We start from the raw sequence: 23,516 nt of genomic DNA on the forward strand, positions 1-23,516 counted from the left end.
GGCGTCATGACATTCGTACAGCTCATCGACTGCAGGACCAGCCGGTTCGACGAGATGGACCGGCTGATGGACACATGGGTCGAACAGACCAAGGGGAAGCGGACGGCGACGCACGCGGTGGTCGGCAAGGACCGCTCCGACGCGTCGCACTTCATCGAGATCGTGGAGTTCCCGTCGTACGAGGAAGCGATGCGGAACTCGAACCTTCCGGAGACGGACAAGGTCTTCCGGGATCTGGTGGCGCTGTGCGACGAGATGCCGACGTTCACGGATCTCGACGTCGTGCGGGACGAGCAGTTGTACGCGGACACGGCACGGCGGTTCTTCGAGACGATCGGCGCCCGGGGTGCGCTGGCGCCGCTCGACGGGCTGGTCGCCGAGGACTATCACGATCATGATCCAGCCAACGAGCAGGACACGATGGGGATGGACGCGATGCGGCGGGAGGTCGAGCGGTGGCGGGGCGGCTTCGACTTCGCCTTCTCCCTCGACGACCAGTTCGGCCAGGGCGACCGCGTGTGCAACCGGTGGACCTGGAACGCGACCCACACGGGCGATTTCGTCGGGATCCCGGCGACCGGGCGGAAGGTCACCATGACCGGGACGACCGTCTTCCGGTGCCAGGAGGACGGAAAGATCGTCGAGGGCTGGTGGCAGTACGACCGGCTCGGGCTGATGGGGCAGCTGGGTGTGCTGGACGCGCTGGAGCAATAGCGCGAGCATAGAAAACGCTGAGGCCCGGCGCCCCTTGTCTGCAGGGTGCCGGGCCTCAGTGCTGGTGCGTCCAGCGAACTGCGTCAGTGCGAGTGACCGTGGCTGTGACCGCCGGCGGCCGGCTCTTCCTCTTCCTTCTTCTCGACGACCAGGGTCTCGGTCGTCAGCAGGAGGGAGGCGATGGAGGCGGCGTTCTCCAGGGCGGAGCGGGTGACCTTGACCGGGTCGATGACGCCGGCCTTGACCAGGTCGCCGTACTCACCGGTGGCGGCGTTGAAGCCCTGGCCCTTGTCGAGCTCGGCGACCTTGGAGGTGATGACGTAACCCTCCAGGCCGGCGTTCTCGGCGATCCAGCGCAGCGGCTCGACGGCGGCCTTGCGGACCACGGCGACACCGGTGGCCTCGTCGCCGGTCTTGCCGAGGTTGCCCTCGAGGACCTTCACGGCGTGGACGAGCGCGGAGCCGCCACCGGAGACGATGCCCTCCTCGACCGCGGCGCGGGTCGCGGAGATGGCGTCCTCGAGACGGTGCTTCTTCTCCTTCAGCTCCACCTCGGTGGCGGCGCCGACCTTGATCACGCACACGCCGCCGGCCAGCTTCGCGAGGCGCTCCTGGAGCTTCTCGCGGTCCCAGTCGGAGTCGGTGTTCTCGATCTCGGCCTTGATCTGGCCGACGCGGCCCTGGACCTCGGAGGAGTCGCCGGCGCCGTCGACGACCGTGGTGTCGTCCTTGGTGACGGTGACGCGGCGGGCGGAGCCGAGCACGTCGACGCCGACCTGGTCGAGCTTGAGGCCGACCTCTTCGGAGATGACAGTGGCGCCGGTGAGGACCGCCAGGTCCTGCAGCATCGCCTTGCGACGGTCGCCGAAGCCGGGGGCCTTGACGGCGACCGCGTTGAAGGTGCCGCGGATCTTGTTCACGACCAGGGTCGACAGGGCCTCGCCCTCGAGGTCCTCGGCGATGATCAGCAGCGGACGCGAGGAGTTGGTCTGGATGACCTTCTCCAGCAGCGGCAGCAGGTCGGAGATCGAGGAGATCTTGCCCTGGTTGATGAGGATGTAGGGGTCCTCGAGGACGGCCTCCATGCGCTCCTGGTCCGTCACGAAGTACGGCGACAGGTAGCCCTTGTCGAAGGCCATGCCCTCGGTGAAGTCCAGCTCCAGACCGAAGGTGTTGGACTCCTCGACGGTGATGACGCCGTCCTTGCCGACCTTGTCCATCGCCTCGGCGATGAGCTCGCCGACCTGCTGGTCCTGGGCGGACAGCGCGGCGACCGCGGCGATGTCGGACTTCTCCTCGATCGGGCGGGCCGAGGCGAGCAGCTCGTCGGAGACGGCCTTGACCGCCGCGTCGATGCCCTTCTTCAGGGAGGCCGGGGAGGCGCCGGCGGCGACGTTCTTCAGGCCCTCGCGGACCAGCGCCTGGGCGAGCACGGTGGCGGTGGTGGTGCCGTCGCCCGCGATGTCGTTGGTCTTGGTCGCCACCTCCTTCACCAGCTGGGCGCCGAGGTTCTCGTACGGGTCGTCGAGCTCGACCTCGCGGGCGATCGTGACACCGTCGTTGGTGATGGTGGGAGCGCCGAACTTCTTGTCGATGACGACGTTGCGGCCCTTGGGGCCGATCGTCACCTTGACCGTGTCGGCAAGCTTGTTGACGCCGCGCTCGAGGGCGCGACGGGCGTCCTCGTCGAACTTCAGGATCTTCGCCATGGGAGCGGTTCAGCCCTCTCGGAAAACGTGGGTGAAACGAACTGCGCCCCCAGCACCCGGCATCACAAGTCGCGGGGGCCAGGGGCGCAGTTCACTGCAGAACTGGGTGAATTACTTCTCGATGATCGCGAGCACGTCGCGAGCCGAGAGGACGAGGTACTCCTCGCCGTTGTACTTCACCTCGGTGCCGCCGTACTTGCTGTACAGAACGACGTCGCCGACCTTGACGTCGAGCGGCAGGCGCTCGCCGTTCTCGAAGCGACCCGGACCAACGGCGAGGACGGCGCCCTCCTGGGGCTTCTCCTTCGCGGTGTCCGGGATGACCAGGCCAGAGGCGGTGGTCTGCTCGGCGTCGAGCGGCTGGACCACAATGCGGTCCTCGAGCGGCTTGATGGCAACCTTGGAGCTGGTGGTCGTCACGATCCGACCTCCCCCTTCGGAGATCTCACGGGGCTAACTGTCTGAGGTGGCGACCAGGTGGATCCGTCGTCGCGGGTGCCGGACCTGCCCGTCGCTATTGGCACTCTCCAGGGGGGAGTGCCAGAAGCGAGACTATGACCGCGGTTAGCACTCGGTCAAGCGGAGTGCCAATGCCTGCGGCGCGTCGGCGGGAAATCGGCCCTGAAGGGGCCTTGTCCTCGAACGCCGGACGGGCTGAGTGGCTACAGGTAGTCCTCCAGCCCGGCCACCGTCAGGCCCTGGGCCTGTGCCTGGCGCAGGAGTCGGGTCGTGCGTTCCGTCAGGCGCGGGCCCGGCGACTCGTCCGGGGCCACGGCGACGATGTCGCCGGGGTGGAGGCGGTGGGGGCCGTGGGTGTAGGTGAGGTCGGTGGGGCCCATCGAGACGCGCCACAGGACGATCGCCGCGATGCCGCAGTCGGCGGCGGCGCGCCGGGTGGTGGTGTCGTAGGCGCCGTACGGCGGGCGGAAGAGGCGGGGGCGCAGGCCGAAGCGGGAGCGGAGTTTGTCCTGCTGGCCGCAGATCTCGGCGCGCTGGCCGGCGTAGGGCAGACCGCGCAGGGCCGGGTGGTCCAGGGTGTGGTTCTGGATGTTCGCGCCGACCGACTGCAGCCGGGCGAAGTGGGCGTAGCCCGGGCCCACCACGCTGTCGGTGAGGAACATGCTCACGGGGAGGCGCAGTTCGCGGACCATGTCGATGAAGCGGGGGTCGCGTTCCGCGCCGTCGTCGTAGGTGAGGAAGACGACCTTGTCGGCGGTCGGGATGCGGTCGACGACCGGGGGGAGGGCCGTGCCCGGGCTGCCCGCCAGCGAACGGGACGGGTCCTTCGGGGCCGGGGCCAGGGGGCCCGTCAGGCCCCAGCGGCGGTAGGGGGCGGGCTCGGCCGGGGCGGTCGGGTGCACCCGGGCGGCGGCCTTCTTGCCCAGCCGTTCGATGGGGTCGACGGACTGGGCGCAGCCGGACAGGGTCGCCAGGGTGGCCGTCGTCAGGATCAACAGTACGGTCGTCAGGCCCCGCCGCGTCCTCACAGGTAGTCCTCCAGCCGGGCCACCGCGTACCCCTTGTCCGTGACCTTGTTCAGGAAGCGGCGGACCATGTCGGGCATCGTGCCCTTCCAGTCCTCGCGGCCGCGGAAGTGGCTCAGGACGATGTCGCCGGGGTGGAGGTCCTGGTCCCACTCGCGGTACTCCCAGTGGTCGACGAAGACCTCCTCCGCCCAGAGCGGGGCGTAGCGCACGCCGCAGGTCTTCGCGGCGCGCAGGCTGTCCTGGTCGTAGTTGCCGAACGGCGGCCGGAAGAGGACGGGGCGCTTGCCGTAGCGCTTCTCGATCACGTCCTGCATGCCGCAGATCTCGCGCTTCTGGCGGGCGTAGGAGAGGGCGGGCAGGTAGGGGTGGCGGAGGGTGTGGTTGTTCAGGCCCACGCCGAGGTCCTGCATCTTCTTGAAGTAGCCGTAGTCGTCCTTGACCAGGTAGTCGCTGAGGAAGGCGGTGTACGGGATCTTCAGCTCGCTCATCATGCGCAGGAACGCGGGGTCCTTCTCGGCGCCGTCGTCGATGGTGAGGAAGACGACCTTGTCCTTGGTCGGGATCGTGGTGAAGACCGGCGGGAGACCGAGTTCCTCGTGGTCGGCGACCTCGAAGCCCTTGCGGGTCGTGATCTCCGGCTTGTGCGCGGGCGGCGCGGGGGGCGTCAGCGGGACCTTCCGCAGGCCCCAGCGCCGCGCGGCGGCGACCCGGGCCTGCTGGGCGGCGCGGAGCCGGGCTGCGTACGAGTGCAGGGCGCGGGCCGGCGGTGCGGCGGGCGCCGCCTGCTCGGGCGGCTGACCCGGCGCGGGGCTGGCCCCCTTGCCCACTCCGCCGCCGAGCCCTCCCCCGGCTCCCGCACAGCCCGTCGCGATGGAGGCCAGGGTGAGCAGGCCGACGACACTCCGCAGACCGGCGCTCCGGAGGCCGACGCTCCGAGGGCCGACACTCCGAGGGTCGACGCTCCGAGGGCCGGCGCTTCTGAGACCAGCCTTGCTGAGACCGGCGCTGCGGATGCCCGTCCGAGCGCGGGGCCTCCGAAAACGTCCGCACTTGTCATCATCTTGTACGACAGATCCCATGGCGCCGGATCCTCGCAGCCGTCGCCCCGGAACCCCGCCCGACACCGCCGCCCGAGCGCCCACCGTCCACCGACTGGCCCACAGGGGCGGCCGGGGTGGCCGACAATGGCCTGGTGAACGACCTCGCTCCCCTCCTCACCCCCGAGGGCCGCGCCCTCCTCGACCTGGTGCGTGGCACCGCCCCGGCCGACGAGCTCGGCGTCGCCACCCGGTTGCGGCGCGAGCATCCCGCCGAACTGGTGTCCGCGGCGCTCGGTCAGGCGCGGCTGCGGCAGCGGGCGACGGTGAAGTTCGGGGCCGAGGACGCGGAGCGGATGTTCTTCACGCCCAACGGGGTGGAGCAGTCGACGCGGGCGAGCGTCGCCGGTTATCGGGCCGAGCGGATGAAGGCGCTCGGGGTGACCTCCGTCGCCGACCTGTGCTGCGGGATCGGCGGTGACGCGATCGCGCTCGCCCGGGCCGGGATCCGGGTGCTGGCCGTGGACCGGGACCCGTTGACGGCGGCCGCGGCGCGCGCGAACGCCGACGCGCTGGGGCTGAGCGAGCTGATCGAGGTGCGGGAGGCGGACGTCACCGAGGTGGACACCGCCGGCTACGACGCCGTCTTCGTCGATCCGGCGCGCCGGGGCGGACGCGGGCGGGTCTTCGATCCGGAGGCGTACTCGCCGCCCCTGTCGTGGGCGATCCGCGCCGCCCTCGCCGCCCCGCGCGCCGCGCTGAAGATCGCGCCCGGTGTGCCGCACGAGGCGATCCCCGCCGAGGCCGAGGCCGAGTGGATCTCGGACGGCGGGGACGTGAAGGAGGCGGTGCTGTGGTTCGGGACCGAGCCGGGGGCCGTGCGGGCCACCCTGCTCCCGGGACCGCGGACCCTCCTCGGCGCCGGGCTGCCCGACCCGGCGGTCCGCCCGGTCGGGCGGTATCTGTACGAGCCCGACGGCGCCGTCATCCGGGCCCATCTGGTCGCCGACGTGGCCCGGGAGCTGGACGGCGGGCTCATCGACGAGACCATCGCCTACGTCACCGCCGACGCCCTGCACCCCACCGCGTACGCCTCCGCCTACGAGATCACCGATCAACTGCCGTTCAACGTCAAGAAGTTGAAGGCGCTGCTGCGGGAGCGGGAGGTGGGGATCCTGACCGTGAAGAAGCGGGGGTCGGCGGTGGAACCGGAGGAGCTGCGCAGGAAGGCGCTGCCCAAGGCGCACGGGAAGAACGCGGCGACCGTGGTCATGACCCGGGTCGCGGGGGCGCCGACGATGCTGATCGGGCGGCCGGTCTAGGGCCTGATCCGCCGGGGAGGCCTAGTCCGTCTCTTCGGCCCGGCGCAGCAGGAGTCGGCGTTCCCGTTCGTTGCGGGCCAGTGAGGCCGCTCGGGTGAACTCCGCCTTCGCCTCCGTCGTCCGGCCGAGGCGCAGCAGCAGGTCGCCGCGGACGCTCGGCAGCAAGTGGTAGTCACGCAGGGCGGGTTCGTCGGCGAGGGCGTCGACGACGGCCAGGGCCGGGGCCGGTCCCTCCGACATCGAGATCGCCACCGCGCGGTTCAACTCCACGACAGGGGACGGGGATCGGGCGGCGAGGAGCCCGTACAGGGTCGCGATCGTCGGCCAGTCGGTCTCCTCATAGGTGTACGCGTGCGCGTGGCAGGCGGCGATGGCCGCCTGGAGGGCGTACGGGCCGGGGGCGCCGGTGGCCACCGCGTCCGCGCGGCCGAGGGCGGTGATGCCGCGGGCCATGAGCAGACGGTTCCAGCGGCGGCGGTTCTGGTCCTTGAGGAGGACGGGGTCGCCGTCCGGGCCGGTACGGGCGGCCGAGCGGGACGCCTGGAACTCCAGCAGGGAGGCCAGGGCGTGCACTTCGGGTTCCTTCGGCATCAGCGCGGCCAGGAGGCGCGCCAGGCGCAGGGCGTCCTCGCAGAGGCTCGGGCGCAGCCAGTCGTCGCCCGCCGTCGCCGCGTAGCCCTCGTTGAAGATGAGGTAGATGACGTCGAGGACGGAGCCGAGCCGGACCTCACGGTCGGGGCCGTAGGGCACCTCGAAGGGCACGTTCCCGGTGGCCAGGGTGCGTTTGGCGCGCACAATTCGCTGGGCGATCGTCGGCTCGGGGGCGAGGAAGGCGCGGGCGATCTCGGCGGTGGTCAGGCCGCCGAGGAGGCGGAGGGTCAGGGCGATGCGGGACTCGGCGGACAGGACCGGGTGACAGGTGGTGAAGACGAGCCGGAGGAGGTCGTCGTCGATGTCGTCGGGGGCGGAGGGTTCCTCGGGCAGGACCGTCGTCTCCAGGGTGCGGCCGATCTCCTGGAGCTTGCGGGCGTAGTTCTCCCGGCGCCGGATCAGGTCGACGGCGCGACGCCTGGCGGTGGCCGTCAGCCAGGCGCCCGGGTTGTCGGGCACGCCGTCCCTCGGCCACTGCTCCAGCGCGGCGACCAGAGCGTCCTGCGCGAGTTCCTCGGCGATGCCGACGTCGCGGACCATGCGGGCGACGGCGGCGATGACGCGGGGGGACTCGATACGGAAGACGGTCTCGACGACGGCACGGGGATCGGTGGCGGTACGGGGGTCCGAGGCAGGCTGTCGTTCCACAGCCCACCATCGAACACCCCGAGCGCGTGCAGACCAAGAACGGCTCGGCCGGAAGGCTCAGCCCTCGGCGATCTCCCGCACCTCGCAGGTCACCGTCCAGAACTCCTCGTGGACCTTCAGGAAGCGCTTCGTCCACTCGACGGCCTCGGCCATGTCCTTGCACTGCATGAGCGCATAGCCGCCGACGACCTCCTTGGACTCGGTGAAGGGTCCGTCGGTGACGGAGATCTTCCCGCCCTCCCAGTGCACACGGGCACCCTGCGCGGACGGGGTGAGCCCGGCGGTGTCGAGCATGACGCCGGCCTTGGTGATCTCCTCGATCAGCTCGCCCATCCGCTGCATCAGCTCGGGGCTGGGGCCCTCCGCGGGGGCGCCGGCCTCGTCGATCTTCACGAGCGACAGGTAGCGGGGCATGGTGACTCCTCGGGTCCGGCGGGCCGGGTCCTTCCCGGCCTCTCACCCCTGCGTCGAACGGGAGACGGCCGGATCGACACCCTCGCCGAAGATTTCCGGGGAAGTTTCCGAGGAACTCTTCCGTGGGCTGCTGCCGGCCGCTACTTGAGCGACTCCCACAGCTCGCTCGCCTCCGGTTCCTGCGCCACCACCCGGTTGGGGTCGGACGGGGCCGTCACCACCGGCAGGGTGACCGTCTCGACCCGGTCGGCCGTCAGGCCCTTGAGGCTCTCGCCGAGTTCCATCAGTTCGGTGAGGGAGTTCAGGCCGGTGTCGGTGGTCAGGCTGCCGGTGATCGCGTCGGCGACCCCGTAGAGCTCGGTCGGACTGGTCAGCAGGTTCGTCGAGGCGATCTGCTCCAGCAGGGCCTTCACCAGCTTCTGCTGGAGGCCTATCCGGCCGAGGTCGCTGCCGTCGCCTATGCCGTGCCGGGTGCGGGCCAGGGCGAGGGCCTGGGTGCCGTCGAGGTGATGGGTGCCGGCCGCGAGGGTCAGATGGCTGTCCTCGTCGTCGATGTCCTGGTCGGTGGTGACGGTGACCCCGCCGAGCGCGTCCACGAGCTTCGCGAAGCCCGAGAAGTCGACCTCGATGTAGTGGTCCATACGGACGTCCGTGATCGACTCGACCGTCTTGACGGCGCACGCCGGACCGCCCACCGAGTAGGCGGTGTTGAACATGACGCCGTAGGCCACCGCCGTCGAGCCGCCGTCGGCCAGTGGGCAGGAGGGGCGGGTGACGAGGGTGTCGCGCGGGATGCTGACGACCGTGGCCGTCGTGCGGCCGGCGTCGATGTGCACGACCATCGCCGTGTCGGAGCGGGCGCCCTCGCTGTCCCCGCCGCCGAGTTCCTGGTTCTCCGTGCCGCTGCGCGAGTCCGAGCCCAGGACGAGGATGTTCACGGCCTCGGTCGGCAGCGCGGCGGCGGAGGCCGAGCCGGACGGCGTCGGGGTGGTGACCGCCTTCGCGGGACGGTTGTCGCCGAGCGCCTGGTCGATGTCGACGCTTCGGATGTTGTCGTTGAGGTGCCAGTAGACCCAGCCCGCCGACCCGATGCCCAGCACCAGGACGGCGGCCAGGGTGACGCCGGCGGCCTTCAGCACTCTCGACCGCCGGCCCGCTCTTCTGCCGTCTTCGCCGCGCTCCTCGTGTCCCATCACGGGGAGGAACGTAAATCCGAATTATGAGCGGACTGTTAGGACGGCGAAGACAAGGCAGATTTCTTGTGAAAATCTCACGATCCTCAGCCCGTCATCAGCCGGGGCCGGCCGGCATCAGCCCAGTGTCACGGTGGGCACCGGATTGCTGCCGCTCCAGTTCGCGTTGAAGCCGAAGCTCACCGAACCGCCGTCCGGGACCGTCCCGTTGTACGAGGCGTTCACGCACGACACGGCCGCCCCCGACTGCGTGCAGGTCGCGTTCCAGGACTGGGTGATCTGCTGCCCGGCACCGTACGTCCAGGTCACCTTCCAGGACGACAGCGAGGCTCCCGAGCAGGAGATCGTCACGTTCCCGGTGAACCCGGTGTTCCACTGACTGCCCACGCTGTAGACGGCCGTGCACGCTCCGGTGGGCGGGGGCGTGGTCGTGCCGCCGAGCGCCTCCGCGATGCCGTAGTACGCGGGTTTCGGCGCGTAGTTCGCGTCGTACGGGGTCGCCGCGCCCTGTCCCGGGAAGGTGCTCTCCACCCAGGAGTCGGAGTCGGTGAAGCCCCAGACGGTCAGGTTCACACAGCGCGCGACCGCCACGCAGGCGGCGGTGACCGCCTTGTAGTCGGCCTTCTGCTGGGCGAGCTTGGCGCTGTCGGAGGGCAGCGTCATCCGGATGTCCAGCTCGGTGATCGCCACGTCGAGGCCGAGGTCGGCGAAGCGCTGGATGTTCTGCTGGAAGGTGGACGGCACCTGCCCGAGGATCAGGTGGGCCTGGAGCCCGACGCCGTCGATCGGAACGCCCCGCTCCTTCAGCGACTTGACCAGGTTGTACAGGGCGGTGCTCTTCGCGTTGACGCCCTCGACGTTGTAGTCGTTGACGTAGAGCTTGGCGGCCGGGTCGGCGGCCCGCGCCCAGGTCAGCGCATTGGCGATGTAGTCGACGCCGAGGCCGTTGTACCAGAGGGTCGAACGGTAGGTGCCGTCCTCGTTGAAGGGCTCGTTGACGACGTCCCAGGCGGCGAGCCTGCCCTTGTAGCGGCCGACCTCGGTGGCGATGTGGTTCTGCAGCAGGGTGCTCAGCTGGGCGGACGTCCAGCTGCCGTTGGTCAGCCAGCTCGGGTTCTGGCTGTGCCAGACCAGGGTGTGGCCGCGCACCTGCTGGTTGTGGGCCTGTGCGAAGGCCACGATCTGGTCGGCCTCCGCCCAGTTGAACGTGCCCTGGGTCGGCTCGACCGAGCCCCACTTCATGGCGTTGCCGGGGGTCAGCGAGCCGAACTGCGCCCCGGCGATGTCGCCGTAGGTCCCGGTGAGCTTGGAGCCGGTCACCGCCGTGCCGACGACCTTGCCCTTGGCGGCGCCGAGGGCGCGCAGCGGGGTGTCGGCGGCGTGCGCGGCGGGGGCGGAGCCGAGCAGGGCCGCGGCGACGGTGACGCCGGTGACCAGCGTGATCAGCCGGGTTTTCAGGGAGAAGGTTCTGGAGGATCTCATTGCGGGTGCCTCCGAAAGTTTCGGTCGTTCAACCGATTGACTTCGGAGGAGTGTGGAGACGCCTGCCGCACCCGTCAATACGTCAACTTCCAGCCACCGGCGGCGCCCCCGTGCTCGCCCGCACCACCAGGCTGGTCGCCAGTTCCACCCTGGTGGCCGTCGGCGCCTCCCGCGACGTCGACCGCCCCAGTTCCAGCACCAGCCGGGCCGCCGCCTCCGCCATCTCGGTGAGCGGCTGGCGTACGGAGGTCAGCGGCGGGCCCACCCAGCGGGCCACCGGCAGGTCGTCGAAGCCGACCACGCTCACGTCCTCCGGGATGCGCAGCCCCAGCTCACGGGCGGCCTCGTAGAAACCGAGCGCCTGGAGGTCGTTGCCGGCGAAGACGGCGGTGGGCCGGTCGGGCCGGTCGAGGAGCTCGCGGCCGAGCCGGTAGCCGGTTTCGTGGTGGAAGTCGCCGGTCTTGATCAGCCCCTGTTCGACCGGCAGCCCGGCCGTCTCCAGCGCGGCCCGGTAGCCGTCCATCCGGGCACGGCTGCACATCATCTGCGGCGGCCCGCTGATCGCCCCGATCCGCCGGTGCCCCAGCTCGACCAGATGCCGGGTCGCGGCGAGGCCGCCCTGCCAGTTGGTCGCCCCGATGGACGGCACGTCGGCGCCCGGGTCGCCGGCCGGGTCCATCACCACGAACGGGATGGAACGGCTGGTCAGCAGCGCCCGCTGGGACTCGTCGAGCCCGGACAGCACCAGGACGACACCGTGCGGGCGGCGGGCGGCGACCTGGTCGGCCCAGGTCCGGCCGGGCGTGAGCCGACCCGCGCTCTCGCTCAGCACCACGCTCAGCCCGGCGTCCCGCGCCACGTTCTCCACACCCCGGATGACCTCCATCGCCCAGGCGCTGTCCAGCTCGTGGAAGACCAGGTCGATCAGCGGGGAGCGGGTCGCCTCGGCGCGCCGGCGCCGGTAGCCGTGGGCGCGCAGCAGTTCCTCGACGCGGGTGCGGGTCGCGGGGGCGACGTCGGCGCGGCCGTTGAGGACCTTCGAAACAGTCGGTGCCGAGACGCCGGCCTCGCGGGCGATCTCCGCAAGGGTCGCGGTCTGCGTCTGCCGCGCTTCTGTCCGCGTTTCTGTGGGCTCCGAGGGTGTCATGGCGGCGATCGTATCGTCACGCGACCTCTTGACGAACCCAGTACGACGCCATAGGTTCCCGGAACATTCGAAGTACAGCTCGAAACATTCGCACACAACGACCTGTCCCTCTGGTGGCTCACCGACCTCTGACAGGAGTTTCATGACCACCGCCCCCTGGCGTGACCCCGCCCTGCCCGCCACCGCCCGCGTCGACGACCTCCTCCCCCGGATGACCCTGGAGGAGAAGACCGCCCAGCTGTACGGCGTGTGGGTCGGCGCCGCGACGGACGGCGACGGAGTCGCCCCGCACCAGCACGACATGACCGCCGACTACGACTGGAACGAGCTGATCACCCGGGGGCTCGGCCAGCTGACCCGGTCCTTCGGCACCGCCCCCGTGGACCCGGCGCTCGGCGCGCGCGCCCTGGCCCTCGCCCAGCGGCGGATCGTCGCGGCGGGCCGTTTCGGCATCCCGGCGGTCGCCCACGAGGAGTGCCTGGCCGGCTTCACCGCCTGGCGGGCCACCGCCTACCCGGTCCCGCTGGCCTGGGGCGCCGCCTTCGACCCGCCGCTGGTGGAGGAGGTGGGCCGGGCGATCGGCCGCGACCTGCGCGCGGTCGGCGTCCACCAGGGCCTGGCCCCCGTCCTGGACGTCGTCCGCGACCCGCGCTGGGGACGGGTCGAGGAGACGATCGGCGAGGACCCGTACCTGGTCGGCACGGTCGGCACGGCCTACGTGCGCGGCCTCGAGTCGGCCGGGGTCGTCGCCACGCTCAAGCACTTCGCCGGGTACGCCTCCTCGGCGGGCGCCCGCAACCTGGCCCCGGTGCGCGCGGGCACCCGGGAGTTCGCGGACGTGACGCTGCCGCCGTTCGAGATGGCGCTGCGCGAAGGCGGCGCGCGCTCGGTGATGGCCGCCTACACCGAACGCGACGGCGTCCCGGCCTCCGCCGACCCCGAGCTGCTGACCCGCCTCCTGCGCGAGGAGTGGGGCTTCACGGGGACGGTCGTCGCCGACTACTTCGGCATCGGCTTCCTGCAGACCCTGCACCGGGTCGCGGGCACCGCCGCGGAGACGGCCCACGTCGCCCTGGCGGCCGGCATCGATGTCGAGCTGCCCACGGTGAAGTACTACGGCGAGACGCTCGTGGCGGCCGTGCGGGCCGGCGAGGTCGCCGAGGAGCTGGTCGACCGGGCCGCCCGGCGCGTCCTGCTCCAGAAGTGCGAGCTGGGCCTGCTGGACGAGGACTGGCGGCCGCCGAGCCCCGAGTCGGTCGAGTCGATCGACCTCGACCCGGCGGCCAACCGCGCCCTGGCCCGGCGGCTGGCCGAGGAGTCGGTGGTCCTGCTGGACAACCCCGACGGCCTGCTCCCGCTCGCCCCCGACACCCGGGTCGCCGTGGTGGGGCCGCGGGCGGCGGACGCGCTGGCGATGCTCGGCTGCTACTCCTTCCCCTCGCACGTCCTGCCCCATCACCCCGGGGTGGAGACGGGCATCGACATCCCGACCCTGCTGGAGTCCCTGCGGGCCGAACTCCCGGACGCCAAGGTGACGTTCACGGAAGGCTGCGGGGTCTCGGACCCGGATCCGTCCGGCTTCCCGGAGGCCGTCGCGCGCACCGCGGAGGCCGACGTCTGCGTGGCCGTGCTCGGCGACCGGGCGGGCCTGTTCGGCCGGGGCACCTCGGGCGAGGGCTGCGATGTGACCGACCTGAGCCTGCCGGGCGTCCAGGGCGAGCTGCTGGACACGCTGGTGGCGACGGGCGTCCCGGTCGTCCTCGTCCTGCTCACCGGCCGTCCGTACGCGCTCGGCCGCTGGCACGGGCGGCTGGGGGCGGTCGTCCAGGCGTTCTTCCCGGGCGAGGAGGGCGGTCCGGCGGTCGCGGGAGTGCTGTCGGGCCGCGTCAACCCGTCCGGCCGCCTCCCGGTGAGCGTGCCGCGCGTGCCGGGCGGCCAGCCCTGGACCTACCTCCAGCCGCCCCTGGGCCTGGCCGGCGAGGTCAGCAACCTGGACCCGACCCCGCTGTACCCCTTCGGCCACGGGCGCTCGTACACGGAGTTCGCCTGGGAGGACTTCACCGGCGGCCCGGCCACGGAAGACGGGCCGACCGCGGTGGACGGCCCCGCGACGGAGATCGGCACGGACGGCGCCCACGACCTGTCCGTCACCGTCCGCAACACCGGGGACCGGGCGGGCGCGGAGGTCGTGCAGCTGTACCTGCACGACCCGGTCGCCTCGGTGACCCGCCCCGACGTCCGTCTGATCGGCTACCGGCGGCTGGAGCTGGCGGCGGGCGAGTCGGCGCGGGTGACCTTCCGCTTCCATGCCGACCTGTCCGCGTTCACCGACCGCGAGGGCCGGCGGATCGTCGAACCCGGGGTGCTGGAACTGCGGTTGGGCACCTCCAGCGCCCAGGTGCGGGAGGTGGCCCGGGTACGGCTGACGGGGCCGGTGCGCGAGGTGGGGGCGGGGCGGCGGCTGCGCTGCGAGACGGAGGTTTTGCGTAACTGAGGTGCGGCCGGGGGGTGCCCGCATGGCACAATCCGCCGACACTCCAGGCACATGACGGGACCGCCATGGACACCCCCATATCCGCATCCGAGGGCACAGCCACGTCCGAGGGCACAGTCGCGGCCGAGGACGGCCGTGGCCGTGAGTGGCTGCTCGGCATCGCCATGCCGGTGCTGGCCTGGCTGCCCAGGGCGGTCACCGGATCGGCCCTGCTCCTCGCGCTGTACCTCTGGGGTCTGCACTGGCAGGCGGCCGGGGCGCTGATCCTGCTCGTCGTCGGGGTCTCCAGGAGCGTCCTGGAGACCCGCGACCCGCTGCCCGGCCGGGCCGTCCGCCCCGAGGACGAACCGGAGCTGGCCGAGCTGGTGCGGGACGTCGCCGAGCGGCTCGGGTTCCGCGAGCCGCTCCTCGTGCGGATCGTGCCGGTCGTCCAGGCGTCCCTGGGCCGCACCCGGGTGAGCGGAGTGCGCACCCACGTGCTCCTCCTCGGCCTGCCGCTGCTGCGCAACCTGACCGAGGCCCAGCTGGCCTCCGTCATCGCGCACGAGCTGGCGCACGAGAAGCACCTGGGCGACCGCCGCCACCGTCTGCTGCGGTTCGGCCGCGCCGTGCTCGCGGAGCGGCTGGAGGGCCGCTTCCGCCCCCTCGCGCCGCCGGCCGCACCGCTGCTGCGCGCCGGGCAGCCCCGGCTCTGGGCCCAGGAGACGGCCGCCGACGCCGACGCGGCGCGGATCGCGGGCACCGAGGCCACCGCCGAGGCGCTGCGCCGGGCCGGGCTGCTGCACGCCGTGTTCGAGGCGTTCGGCGAGCGCTGGGTGGCGGCGCTCGCCGAGGAGGACGCCTGGCCCGTGGACCTCTACGACGCCTTCGACACCGCCGTGAGCGACCCGCACGTCGCCCGCCGGGCCGCCCGCGCCGCGGCCGAGGAGGACGCCATGGACCCGTACGGCGCCGCCGACCACCCGCCCCTGGACCGACGGCTGACCGCGTTGCCGGCCCACGCCGGGACCCCGTACGGCGACGCTCCCCTCGCCCTGCGGACCGGGGCGGCCGTCGCGGCGTGGTGCGACCGGCAGCTCGCGGGTCTGGACCTGCAACCGGAGCCGGAGCCGGGCGACGAGCTGGACCGGGTGCGCATCCTCGACCTGCCCGCCGACCGGCTCCGCGAGCTCGGCTTCGACACCCGCCTCGCCCTCCTCCACGCGACCGGCCGGGACAGCTCGACCGAGGCGGTGGCGCAGGCCCTGGAGGCCCTCGCCGACGGCAGCTGGCCGAGGCTGGCCCGCCGTCTGGAACCCGCCCTGCGCCGGGCCCCCGCCGCCGTCCGCCCGGTGTTCGCCCGCAGCGTCCTGGCCGGCGCCCTGAGCGCGCCGTTCGCGGAGGTGCTGTGCACGACGGGCTGGACGTACACCAGCCGCTGGCTCGGCACGGTCGTCACCGCGCCGGACGGCGAGCGGGTCGTCGACCTGCACGAACTGATCGGCGAGGCCCTGATCGGCGGGGACCCGGCGCCGGTGCTCGCCCTGTGGACGTCCGCCGAACCGAAGGAGTGGGCCGTATGAGACGCCCCGGACCCGCCCTGCGCGTGGGCCTGCTGGGCGTGGCCGTCACCCTCACCGGCTACGCCCTCTTCGCCGGCTGGCTCGGCCTGCACGCCCAGCGCCACGCCGACGCCCGCGACCGGGCCACCGCGACGGCCGTCGGCGTGGTCGTCGAGGACGGCATCGGCGACGAGGACGACATCCGGGTGCGCTGGACGGACGCCGAGGGCCGCACCCACGTGCAGCGCTTCGGCGTCTACGACACCGACCGCTACCGCAAGGGCGGCCGCTTCCCGGTGGCCTACGACTCCGCCGACCCGACGCCCGAGGGTTTCCCGGCCGACCCGGACGAGACGGCGGCCGAGGACGATCTGATCGTCCCGATCGTCCTGGGCACGGCGGCGGCCCTCCCCCTCCTCGGCGTCTGGGCCTGGCGGGGCCTGCGCTTCCGCCTCACCGCCCGCCGCCCGGGCCGCCCGATGACGGCGCGTGTCCGCTACGGCCGACAGCGGGCGACGAGGACGACCTGGCTGGAACTGACGGCACCCGACGGCACCCGGCGCCGGCAACGGGTCATGTGGCACCCGATCCTGGACGACACCCCCGCCGACGCCCCGGTGACCGTGCACGGCCCGCCCCGCCGCCCCTGCGTCGTCGTCCTCCCCGACGGCACCCGGCTGGTCCCGCTGGGCCGGCCACGACCCGCGACCGAGTTCACCGCTCTCTTCGACGACGAGGCCGTCCGCGCCGACCTGCGGGACGCCTTCGTCCTCCCCGCCGACATCGTCGTACGCCCCGCCCGCGCCCCCTGGTGGCGCGGCGCACTGACCGCCGCGACCGGCACCGCCCTCGGGGTCGTCACGGGCCTCGCCGTGAGCGGCGCAAGCCTGGTCGCGGCGGTGGCCTTCGGCCTGTGCGCGGCCACCCTGCTCACGTCGGCGTGGGCCCTGGCGGCGCCCCAGCCCTAAGGGGACTCCGGCACCGACTCGAACCGCCACCGGTGCACCGCCCGGATCACCAGCTCCCCGTCCGGCTCCGGAAGTTCGGGCAGGACGGCGTCGTAGGCGGCGTCCCACCAGGTCATGACCAGCACCCGGTCCTGCGGGGCCCGGAGGGTCTCCCGGCGCAGGGGCCGCTCGGCGAGCTCCTGCGCCCGCGCCCATGCCAGCAGCTCCGCGCCCCGCCCGGCGACCGCGCGGGCCTCCCACATCAGCGCGACGGTCATGAGTACAGGTTGTCCTTGGCGACCTCGTGCACATGATCGTGGGCGTGGGTGTGGGTGTCGTGGGTGCGGCCCGGGACATGCGGGTCCGTCACCGGGAGCGACGAGTCCGCCGACAGGTCCCAGCTCGACGCGGCCCGCCCCCGGGCCACCATCTCCGCGCCCAGGGCGGCCACCATCGCGCCGTTGTCCGTGCACAGCTTGGGGCGCGGCACGCGCAGCCGGATGCCGGCCGCCTCGCAGCGCTCCTGGGCCAGCACCCGCAGCCGGGAGTTGGCGGCCACGCCGCCGCCGATCATCAGATGGTCGACGCCTTCGTCCTTGCAGGCCCGGACGGCCTTGCGGGTCAGGACGTCCACGACCGCCTCCTGGAAGGAGGCCGCCACGTCCCGGACCGGCACGTCCTCGCCCGCCGCCCGCTTCGCCTCGATCCAGCGGGCGACCGACGTCTTCAGACCGGAGAAGGAGAAGTCGTACGCCGGGTCGCGCGGGCCGGTGAGGCCGCGCGGGAACGCGATCGCCTTCGGGTCGCCCTCGCGCGCGTAGCGGTCGATGACCGGGCCGCCCGGGAAGCCCAGGTTCAGCACCCGGGCGATCTTGTCGAAGGCCTCGCCCGCCGCGTCGTCGATGGTCGCGCCCATCGGACGGACGTCGGAGGTGATGTCGCTGGACAGCAGGAGCGACGAGTGGCCGCCGGACACCAGCAGCGCCATCGTGGGCTCGGGCAGCGCGCCGTGCTCCAGCTGGTCCACGCAGATGTGGGAGGCGAGGTGGTTGACGCCGTAGAGGGGCTTGCCCAGGGCGTAGGCGTAGGCCTTCGCCGCCGAGACGCCGACCAGAAGGGCGCCGGCCAGGCCCGGACCGGCCGTGACCGCGATGCCGTCGAGGTCCCTCGCGCTCACCCCCGCTTCCTTCAGCGCCCGGTCGATGGTCGGGACCATGGCCTCCAGGTGGGCCCGGGAGGCCACCTCCGGCACGACCCCGCCGAAGCGGGCGTGCTCGTCGACGCTGGAGGCGATCGCGTCCGCCAGCAGGGTCGTGCCGCGCACGACGCCCACGCCGGTCTCGTCGCAGGAGGTCTCGATCCCCAGAACCAGGGGTTCGTCAGCCATTGTTCTCGGTTTCCTGTGTCCCTTGTACCGGGGTCGGTACCTGTCTCGATGGGTCGGTGAGGCGCATGACCAGGGCGTCCACGTTCCCCGGCTGGTAGTAGCCGCGCCGGAAGCCGATGGCCTCGAAGCCGAAGCGCTCGTAGAGCTTCTGGGCGCGGACGTTGTCGATCCGGCACTCCAGCATGACCTCGGCGCACTCGAAGGCGGTCGCCGCGCGCAGCAGCTCCGTCAGCAGACGGCCGCCGAGTCCGGTGCCCCAGTGGTCGCGGGCGACGGCGATGGTCTGGACGTCGGCGAGGTCACCGGCGGCGGCCAGACCCGCGTACCCGACGATCCGGTCGTCCTCGGCCGTGTCGACGGCGATCAGATACCGCCGGGTCGCCGCGGGGCCGCGGGCGTGGGCCAGGTCGGACCAGAACATGCCCCGCGACCAGGCGTCCTCGGGGAAGAGGTCCTTCTCCAGCTCCAGCACGGGCTCGATGTGCCACCAGCGCATCTCGCGCAGCACGGGGTTGACGGGTTCGGTCACTTCGGTCACTTGGGGGTGACCACCTTGTAGTTCTTGGGCACCTGGGCGTCCGGCCGGCGCAGATACAGCGGCCTGGGGGCCGGCAGCTCCTCGCCCGCGGCCAGCCGCTCCGCGGCCAGACTCGCGAGCGCCGCCGCGGAGACGTGCTCGGGCTCGTGCGCGTTCGGGAACGTCTCCGGGTAGAGCAGCGCGCCCGCGCCGACGGCCGGCAGCCCGGCCACCTCGTCGGCGATGTCGGCGGGCCGGTCGACGGCCGGGCCCGAGAGGCGGGTCCGGGAGTCGGCGTAGCGCGCCCAGTAGACCTCCTTGCGGCGGGCGTCGGTCGCCACGACGAAGGGTCCTTCGAGGTCGGACGCGTACGCGAGGCCGTCGAGCGTGCACAGCCCGTGCACGGGGACGCCCAGTGCGAGCCCGAAGGTGTCGGCGGTCATCAGCCCCACTCTCAGCCCCGTGTACGGGCCGGGTCCGACGCCGACGACGATCCCGGTGACGGCGTCGAGCCGGAGCCCGGCCCCGGCGAGCAGCCGGTCGACGGCGGGCAGCAGCAGCTCGCCGTGCCGGCGCGCGTCCACCTGACTCGAGGAGGCGATGACGCCGTCGCCGTCGTGCAGCGCGACGGTGATGGCGGGGGTGGCGGTATCCAGAGCGAGCAAGAGCACGCAAACAGCCTACGGCTCCCGTGCCTCGGACACGGCCGTCCCGGTCGGAGGCGCGAACACTGCTAACGTCGCCGCGAAACGTGATCAACAGGACGGATGGGATGGTTCGCCGATGCCGAGCAACAGCGCCACTTTCGTGGCCGGGCTGACCGCGGCAGCCCTGACGACGGTCGGGTTCCTCGCCTTCCACGCGTCGGCGAACGCGCCCGCCGGCCCCGCCGAGCCGCTGCGCAGCGGCGCCCCCGCGAAGGCGGCGAGCGCGCACCGGGACAAGGAGCGCTCCGCGGCGCTGCCGGACCACTCCGGCGTGGGCGAGCGGGTCGTGTACGCGCTGGGCGGCGACCGGGTGTGGCTGGTCGGCTCGAACGACGAGGTCAAGCGCACGTTCAAGGTCGCCCCCGGCAGTGTGGACCCGCTGCCGGGTAGTTACGACGTGTCCTCGCGCTCGGGCGCGGTCACCGGCACCGACGGCACCCCCATCGAGCACGTCGTGCGCTTCACCACCGTGGACGGCGTGACGATCGGCTTCAGCGCGGCGCTGGACGGCTCACTGCCGGAGGCCGACCCGACGGTGAAGACGGGCGGCATCCGGGAGACCGTCGCGGACGGCAACGCGATGTGGGACTTCGCGACGATCGGACAGCGGATCATCGTGATCCCGTGAGCCCGCGATCCGGTGATCCCGTAGGTGGATCAGGCCGCTCTGGGGTGGTCGACCCGTTCGACCCGTTCGACCCGTTCGTTCGTCAGCCCGGGATCGGGCAGCCGCGGCGGTGTCGAGACGGCTTCCGCGGCCGCACACGAGGCCAGCAGGTCGCGCATGGACAGACCGGCGAGCGTGAACGGCCGCGACGGCTGGGCCTGAGACGGGGGCTGGGGCTCTGTGGCCGGCATGGACGCCTCCTGAAGTTCGGGGGCGGGCGAACTTAGGTAGACCTAAGTACGAACTTGATACCATGTGACCACGCACCCGACGCCAAGCGCAACATTTTGCCGACAGGATGTCGGAACATTCACGAAGTCGGATCACGCCGGAACAGCGACGACCTCAGGCCGACGGCACAGCGAAAGCTCAGGCCGACAGCACGCTGAGGTCCGCCGCGGCCCACCGCTCCCCGAGCCCCGTCACCGTCACATGCCGCACCTCGTCCGTCGTGTCGCCGACGGCCCGGTGGATACGGACCTGGAGCCGCTCCTCGGTCAGCTCCTCGACCTTGCCCTCGCCCCACTCCACGACGATCACCGAGTCGGTCAGCGACACATCGAGGTCGAGGTCCTCCATCTCGTCGAGCCCGCCGCCCAGGCGGTACGCGTCGACGTGGACGAGCGGCGGGCCGTCCCCGAGGGAGGGGTGCACCCGGGCGATCACGAACGTGGGCGAGGTGACCGCGCCCCGGACCCCGAGGCCCTCGCCGAGCCCCCGGGTGAGCGTCGTCTTGCCCGCGCCGAGCTCCCCGCTGAGCATCACGAGATCGCCGGCGCGGAGCAGCTTGGCCAGGCGACGGCCCAGCTCCCGCATCTGATCGGGGGAGGTGACGGTGATCTCGACGTCAGCCGGGTTGCGCGCTGCTGCTGGTGCTTCCATAGCCCTTCACGGTAGCCCCTGCGGGCACGGCGCCCGCGCGGGTGAGCAGGTCGGCGAGGCGGTCGGTGACCACTTCCGGGTGCTCCAGCATCACGAGGTGCCCGGCGTCGGGGACGAGGACCAGTTCCGCGTCCGGCAGCAGGTCGGCGATCGCCTCGCTGTGCTCGCTCGGCGTGACCAGGTCCCCGATCCCGGCCAGCACCAGTACCGGCAGGTCCGTGAAGCCGGCGAGCGCCTCGGTCTTGTCGTGGTCGGTGAAGGCCGGGTAGAACTCGGCGACCACGTCGATCGGCGTGCCCTCGATCATCCGCTCGGCGAACCGCGCCACGGCCGGATCCACGTCCCGGGACGCGAACGAGTACCGCTTGATGATCCCGGCGAAGAGATCGGCGGTGGCCCGTCGCCCCTTCTCCACCAGGGCCGCCTGCTGTCCGAGCGCCTTCAGCACCCCGGGCAGCACCCGCCGCACCGCGTTCACGCCCGCGACCGGCAGCCCGAAGTTGACCTCGCCCAGCCGCCCGGACGAGGTGCCGACGAAGGCGGTGGCGACGACCCGCTCGCTGATCAGCTCCGGGTACAGCGCGGCCAGCGCCATCACCGTCATCCCGCCCATGGAGTGCCCGACCAGCACGATCGGGCCCTCGGGCACGGCCGCGTCGACGACGGCCTTCAGGTCGCGGCCCAGCTGGTCGATGCTGACCGGCACGCCGTCCTGCACCTGGGCGATGCCGCGCCCGGAGCGGCCGTGGCTGCGCTGGTCCCAGTACACGGCCCGCACGACGCCCCGCAGGGCCGCCCGCTGGAAGTGCCAGGAGTCCTGGTTGAGGCAGTAGCCGTGGCTGAAGACCACGGTGACGGGCAGCGGGGCCTTGCGCCCGAACAGCCGACGGCGCCGACCCGGCGACCCGCCCTGCGGCTCGACGTCGTCGACCTCGTAGTACAGCTCGGTGCCGTCGTCGGCGTACGCCTTGCCCGGGGTGCCGCGCAGCCCGCCGTACGGGCCGGCCGAGTCGAGGGCGAGCCGGGCCTTGGCCCGCATGCCGCGCCCCACGGTCATCCGCTCGATGGCGACGCCGGCCGCCGCGCCCGCGGCGATCACGCCTATCGCGGCGCCGGCGATGCCGGTCGCCCGGCGCCAGCCTCCGCCCGCCCCCGTGGCGGAGACGGCGGCGACCGCCGAAGCGGCGCTCGCCACTGCCTCCGCACCGCTCTCGCTCACGAACCGCTCCTCTCCGGCCGATGCCGCGTCCTGTCAGACATTCACGTCACGCATGCACGTCACACATTCACATGGACGCTTTCACAGGACGCTTTCACAGGGACGCATTCCTATAGACGCGGGGGACCCGCACTCCGATGCGCGTGACGATCTCGTATCCGATGGTTCCGGCCGCCTGCGCCCAGTCCTCCGCCGTCGGCTCGCCGTGGTCGCCGGGTCCGAAGAGGATCGCCTCCGCGCCCGGCTCGGGTTCGTCGCCGCCGAGGTCGACGACGAACTGGTCCATCGCGATGCGCCCGGCGGCCGTCCGCCATTTGCCGCCGACCAGCACCGGGCCGGTGCCGGAGGCGTGCCGGGGAACGCCGTCCGCATAGCCCAGGGGGATCAGGCCCAGGGTGGTCTCGCCCGGGGTGACGTAGTGATGGCCGTAGCTGACGCCGTGCCCGCCCGGGACGTGCTTCACCAGGGCCAGCGAGGCCGCGAGGGTCATCACCGGACGCAGCCCGAAGTCGGCGGAGGAGCCCAGCTCGGGGCTGGGCGAGACGCCGTACATGGCGACGCCCGGCCGGACGAGGTCGAAGTGGCTCTCCGGGAGCGTGAGCGTGGCCGGGGAGTTGGCGATGTGCCGCACCTCGGGCCGGACGCCCTGCCGCTCGGCCTGCGCCACCATCTCCCGGAAGCGGCCGAGTTGGGCCGCGACGGAAGGATGCCCGGGCTCGTCGGCACAGGCGAAGTGCGACCAGAGCCCGGTGATCCGAACGGTCCCCTCGCCCTCGGCCGACAGCGCCTGCGCGACCAGCTCGGCCCAGTCGGCGGGCTGGCACCCGCCCCGTCCGAGCCCGGTGTCGGCCTTGAGCTGAACCCTGGCCGCCCGCCCGGCGGCCCGCGCCCCTTCAACGGCCTCCCGCAGGGCCCAGAGCCCGCTGACGGAGACGTCGAGATCCGCCTCGACCGCCTCCTGCCAGGGCCCGCCCGGAGTCCACAGCCAGCACATGATCCTGACGTCCGCCGGCAGCCCGCCGTCGGCCCGCAAGGCCAGCGCCTCCTCGGGCGTGGCGGTGCCCACCCATGTCGCGCCGGCCTCGACGGCCGCGCGGGCGCAGGCGGCGGCCCCGTGCCCGTAGCCGTCCGCCTTCACCACGGCCATGAACGCCGCACCCGGCGCCTTCGCGCGCAGCGTGCGCACGTTGGCCCGCAGCGCGGCCAGGTCGATCTCGGCGCGGGCACGCATCGGGGCAGCGGGCGGCTTGGCGTTCTCACTCATCGTGCCCAGTGTCTCAGAGGCCTCGGACAGCCCCCGTATTCAGCCCGTGCAGGTGTTGTACCTTCAGCCCCTCCGGGCCCCCTCCAG

General features: G+C 72.5%; 23 protein-coding genes. 6 read left to right on the forward strand and 17 right to left on the reverse strand.

What is annotated here, in order from left to right; all coding sequences use genetic code 11:
* The first annotated feature begins 6 nt into the window (after positions 1-6).
* On the forward strand, positions 7-714 hold the full coding sequence (locus ACWD4O_RS43450; protein ID WP_451288568.1) for an ester cyclase: 708 nt from the start codon (positions 7-9) through the stop codon (positions 712-714).
* An 83-nt stretch (positions 715-797) separates the two neighbouring features.
* Here ACWD4O_RS43450 and groL read toward each other — a convergent pair whose 3' ends face one another.
* The 4 genes from groL to ACWD4O_RS43470 all read right to left on the reverse strand — a co-directional run bounded on the left by groL (position 798) and on the right by ACWD4O_RS43470 (position 4,800).
* Complete coding sequence (gene groL, locus ACWD4O_RS43455) at positions 798-2,423, reverse strand: chaperonin GroEL (RefSeq protein ID WP_451288569.1); 1,626 nt, start codon at positions 2,421-2,423, stop codon at positions 798-800.
* A gap of 111 nt (positions 2,424-2,534) precedes the next feature.
* Complete coding sequence (groES, locus tag ACWD4O_RS43460; protein ID WP_020132158.1) at positions 2,535-2,843, reverse strand: co-chaperone GroES; 309 nt, start codon at positions 2,841-2,843, stop codon at positions 2,535-2,537.
* Positions 2,844-3,085: 242 nt separating this feature from the next.
* Positions 3,086-3,784, reverse strand: coding sequence for a polysaccharide deacetylase family protein (locus ACWD4O_RS43465; protein WP_451288591.1), 699 nt, complete (start codon positions 3,782-3,784; stop codon positions 3,086-3,088).
* A gap of 122 nt (positions 3,785-3,906) precedes the next feature.
* Positions 3,907-4,800, reverse strand: coding sequence for a polysaccharide deacetylase family protein (locus ACWD4O_RS43470; protein WP_451288592.1), 894 nt, complete (start codon positions 4,798-4,800; stop codon positions 3,907-3,909).
* A 302-nt stretch (positions 4,801-5,102) separates the two neighbouring features.
* On the opposite strand from ACWD4O_RS43470, the gene ACWD4O_RS43475 reads away from it, so the two are divergent.
* Positions 5,103-6,269: a class I SAM-dependent methyltransferase gene (locus tag ACWD4O_RS43475; protein ID WP_451288570.1), complete on the forward strand. Its 1,167-nt coding sequence runs from the start codon at positions 5,103-5,105 to the stop codon at positions 6,267-6,269.
* Positions 6,270-6,290: 21 nt separating this feature from the next.
* Here the strand turns inward: ACWD4O_RS43475 and ACWD4O_RS43480 are convergent, their stop codons facing one another.
* The 5 genes from ACWD4O_RS43480 to ACWD4O_RS43500 form a co-directional block, all read right to left on the reverse strand.
* The gene (locus ACWD4O_RS43480; protein WP_451288571.1) at positions 6,291-7,568 is read right to left on the reverse strand and encodes an RNA polymerase sigma factor; all 1,278 of its coding nucleotides are present in this window, start codon (positions 7,566-7,568) and stop codon (positions 6,291-6,293) included.
* Positions 7,569-7,625: 57 nt separating this feature from the next.
* Positions 7,626-7,982, reverse strand: a complete 357-nt coding sequence (locus ACWD4O_RS43485; protein ID WP_451288572.1) for a YciI family protein — start codon at positions 7,980-7,982, stop codon at positions 7,626-7,628.
* 140 nt (positions 7,983-8,122) lie between these two features.
* Positions 8,123-9,175, reverse strand: coding sequence for an LCP family protein (locus ACWD4O_RS43490; RefSeq protein WP_451288593.1), 1,053 nt, complete (start codon positions 9,173-9,175; stop codon positions 8,123-8,125).
* 117 nt (positions 9,176-9,292) lie between these two features.
* Positions 9,293-10,657 carry an endo-1,4-beta-xylanase gene (locus ACWD4O_RS43495; RefSeq protein ID WP_451288573.1) on the reverse strand — a complete coding sequence of 455 codons (1,365 nt, stop codon included), beginning with the start codon at positions 10,655-10,657 and terminating at the stop codon, positions 9,293-9,295.
* A gap of 82 nt (positions 10,658-10,739) precedes the next feature.
* Positions 10,740-11,804: a LacI family DNA-binding transcriptional regulator gene (locus ACWD4O_RS43500; protein WP_451288574.1), complete on the reverse strand. Its 1,065-nt coding sequence runs from the start codon at positions 11,802-11,804 to the stop codon at positions 10,740-10,742.
* 142 nt (positions 11,805-11,946) lie between these two features.
* On the opposite strand from ACWD4O_RS43500, the gene ACWD4O_RS43505 reads away from it, so the two are divergent.
* The 3 genes from ACWD4O_RS43505 to ACWD4O_RS43515 all read left to right on the forward strand — a co-directional run bounded on the left by ACWD4O_RS43505 (position 11,947) and on the right by ACWD4O_RS43515 (position 16,807).
* Complete coding sequence (locus ACWD4O_RS43505) at positions 11,947-14,298, forward strand: beta-xylosidase/alpha-l-arabinosidase (protein ID WP_451288575.1); 2,352 nt, start codon at positions 11,947-11,949, stop codon at positions 14,296-14,298.
* 65 nt (positions 14,299-14,363) lie between these two features.
* Complete coding sequence (locus ACWD4O_RS43510) at positions 14,364-15,860, forward strand: hypothetical protein (RefSeq protein ID WP_451288576.1); 1,497 nt, start codon at positions 14,364-14,366, stop codon at positions 15,858-15,860.
* Positions 15,857-16,807 (forward strand): hypothetical protein, encoded by a 951-nt coding sequence (locus ACWD4O_RS43515; protein ID WP_451288577.1) that lies wholly within the window; start codon positions 15,857-15,859, stop codon positions 16,805-16,807. Before ACWD4O_RS43510 ends, ACWD4O_RS43515 begins: the two co-directional genes overlap by 4 nt.
* Here ACWD4O_RS43515 and ACWD4O_RS43520 read toward each other — a convergent pair.
* Genes ACWD4O_RS43520 through tsaB form a run of 4 tightly spaced genes read right to left on the reverse strand, consistent with a single transcriptional unit; the run spans position 16,804 to position 19,361 of the window.
* The gene (locus tag ACWD4O_RS43520) at positions 16,804-17,064 is read right to left on the reverse strand and encodes a hypothetical protein (RefSeq protein WP_451288578.1); all 261 of its coding nucleotides are present in this window, start codon (positions 17,062-17,064) and stop codon (positions 16,804-16,806) included. The genes ACWD4O_RS43515 and ACWD4O_RS43520 overlap by 4 nt on opposite strands.
* A complete protein-coding gene (gene tsaD / locus ACWD4O_RS43525) occupies positions 17,061-18,173 on the reverse strand; it encodes a tRNA (adenosine(37)-N6)-threonylcarbamoyltransferase complex transferase subunit TsaD (RefSeq protein ID WP_451288579.1) in 1,113 nt (370 codons plus the stop codon). The genes ACWD4O_RS43520 and tsaD overlap by 4 nt, the downstream gene beginning before the upstream one ends.
* On the reverse strand, positions 18,166-18,702 hold the full coding sequence (gene rimI, locus ACWD4O_RS43530) for a ribosomal protein S18-alanine N-acetyltransferase (protein WP_451288594.1): 537 nt from the start codon (positions 18,700-18,702) through the stop codon (positions 18,166-18,168). The genes tsaD and rimI overlap by 8 nt, the downstream gene beginning before the upstream one ends.
* A 5-nt stretch (positions 18,703-18,707) precedes the next feature.
* Complete coding sequence (tsaB, locus tag ACWD4O_RS43535; RefSeq protein WP_451288580.1) at positions 18,708-19,361, reverse strand: tRNA (adenosine(37)-N6)-threonylcarbamoyltransferase complex dimerization subunit type 1 TsaB; 654 nt, start codon at positions 19,359-19,361, stop codon at positions 18,708-18,710.
* A 112-nt stretch (positions 19,362-19,473) separates the two neighbouring features.
* Between tsaB and ACWD4O_RS43540 the strand changes: the two genes are divergently transcribed.
* Positions 19,474-20,025: a hypothetical protein gene (locus ACWD4O_RS43540; RefSeq protein ID WP_450946156.1), complete on the forward strand. Its 552-nt coding sequence runs from the start codon at positions 19,474-19,476 to the stop codon at positions 20,023-20,025.
* A 29-nt stretch (positions 20,026-20,054) separates the two neighbouring features.
* Here the strand turns inward: ACWD4O_RS43540 and ACWD4O_RS43545 are convergent, their stop codons facing one another.
* The 4 genes from ACWD4O_RS43545 to alr form a co-directional block, all read right to left on the reverse strand.
* A complete protein-coding gene (locus ACWD4O_RS43545; protein ID WP_451288581.1) occupies positions 20,055-20,255 on the reverse strand; it encodes a hypothetical protein in 201 nt (66 codons plus the stop codon).
* A gap of 178 nt (positions 20,256-20,433) precedes the next feature.
* Positions 20,434-20,946 carry a tRNA (adenosine(37)-N6)-threonylcarbamoyltransferase complex ATPase subunit type 1 TsaE gene (gene tsaE, locus ACWD4O_RS43550; protein WP_358800805.1) on the reverse strand — a complete coding sequence of 171 codons (513 nt, stop codon included), beginning with the start codon at positions 20,944-20,946 and terminating at the stop codon, positions 20,434-20,436.
* A complete protein-coding gene (locus ACWD4O_RS43555; RefSeq protein WP_451288582.1) occupies positions 20,912-22,165 on the reverse strand; it encodes an alpha/beta fold hydrolase in 1,254 nt (417 codons plus the stop codon). Before ACWD4O_RS43555 ends, tsaE begins: the two co-directional genes overlap by 35 nt.
* Before the next feature lie 94 nt (positions 22,166-22,259).
* Positions 22,260-23,429, reverse strand: coding sequence for an alanine racemase (alr, locus tag ACWD4O_RS43560; protein ID WP_451288583.1), 1,170 nt, complete (start codon positions 23,427-23,429; stop codon positions 22,260-22,262).
* Positions 23,430-23,516: the final 87 nt, after the last annotated feature.

The organism is Streptomyces sp. NPDC002623, from assembly GCF_053592635.1.

Excerpts from the sequence above, each read along its gene's own strand:
- ACWD4O_RS43450 (WP_451288568.1), top strand. The coding sequence starts at position 7 with ATGACATTCGTACAGCTCATCGACTGCAGGACCAGCCGGTTCGACGAG.
- groL (WP_451288569.1), bottom strand. The coding sequence starts at position 2,423 with ATGGCGAAGATCCTGAAGTTCGACGAGGACGCCCGTCGCGCCCTCGAG.
- ACWD4O_RS43485 (WP_451288572.1), bottom strand. The coding sequence starts at position 7,982 with ATGCCCCGCTACCTGTCGCTCGTGAAGATCGACGAGGCCGGCGCCCCC.
- ACWD4O_RS43490 (WP_451288593.1), bottom strand. The coding sequence starts at position 9,175 with ATGGGACACGAGGAGCGCGGCGAAGACGGCAGAAGAGCGGGCCGGCGG.
- ACWD4O_RS43495 (WP_451288573.1), bottom strand. The coding sequence starts at position 10,657 with ATGAGATCCTCCAGAACCTTCTCCCTGAAAACCCGGCTGATCACGCTG.
- ACWD4O_RS43500 (WP_451288574.1), bottom strand. The coding sequence starts at position 11,804 with ATGACACCCTCGGAGCCCACAGAAACGCGGACAGAAGCGCGGCAGACG.
- ACWD4O_RS43505 (WP_451288575.1), top strand. The coding sequence starts at position 11,947 with ATGACCACCGCCCCCTGGCGTGACCCCGCCCTGCCCGCCACCGCCCGC.
- ACWD4O_RS43510 (WP_451288576.1), top strand. The coding sequence starts at position 14,364 with ATGGACACCCCCATATCCGCATCCGAGGGCACAGCCACGTCCGAGGGC.
- ACWD4O_RS43515 (WP_451288577.1), top strand. The coding sequence starts at position 15,857 with ATGAGACGCCCCGGACCCGCCCTGCGCGTGGGCCTGCTGGGCGTGGCC.
- ACWD4O_RS43520 (WP_451288578.1), bottom strand. The coding sequence starts at position 17,064 with ATGACCGTCGCGCTGATGTGGGAGGCCCGCGCGGTCGCCGGGCGGGGC.
- tsaD (WP_451288579.1), bottom strand. The coding sequence starts at position 18,173 with ATGGCTGACGAACCCCTGGTTCTGGGGATCGAGACCTCCTGCGACGAG.
- ACWD4O_RS43540 (WP_450946156.1), top strand. The coding sequence starts at position 19,474 with ATGCCGAGCAACAGCGCCACTTTCGTGGCCGGGCTGACCGCGGCAGCC.
- ACWD4O_RS43545 (WP_451288581.1), bottom strand. The coding sequence starts at position 20,255 with ATGCCGGCCACAGAGCCCCAGCCCCCGTCTCAGGCCCAGCCGTCGCGG.
- tsaE (WP_358800805.1), bottom strand. The coding sequence starts at position 20,946 with ATGGAAGCACCAGCAGCAGCGCGCAACCCGGCTGACGTCGAGATCACC.
- alr (WP_451288583.1), bottom strand. The coding sequence starts at position 23,429 with ATGAGTGAGAACGCCAAGCCGCCCGCTGCCCCGATGCGTGCCCGCGCC.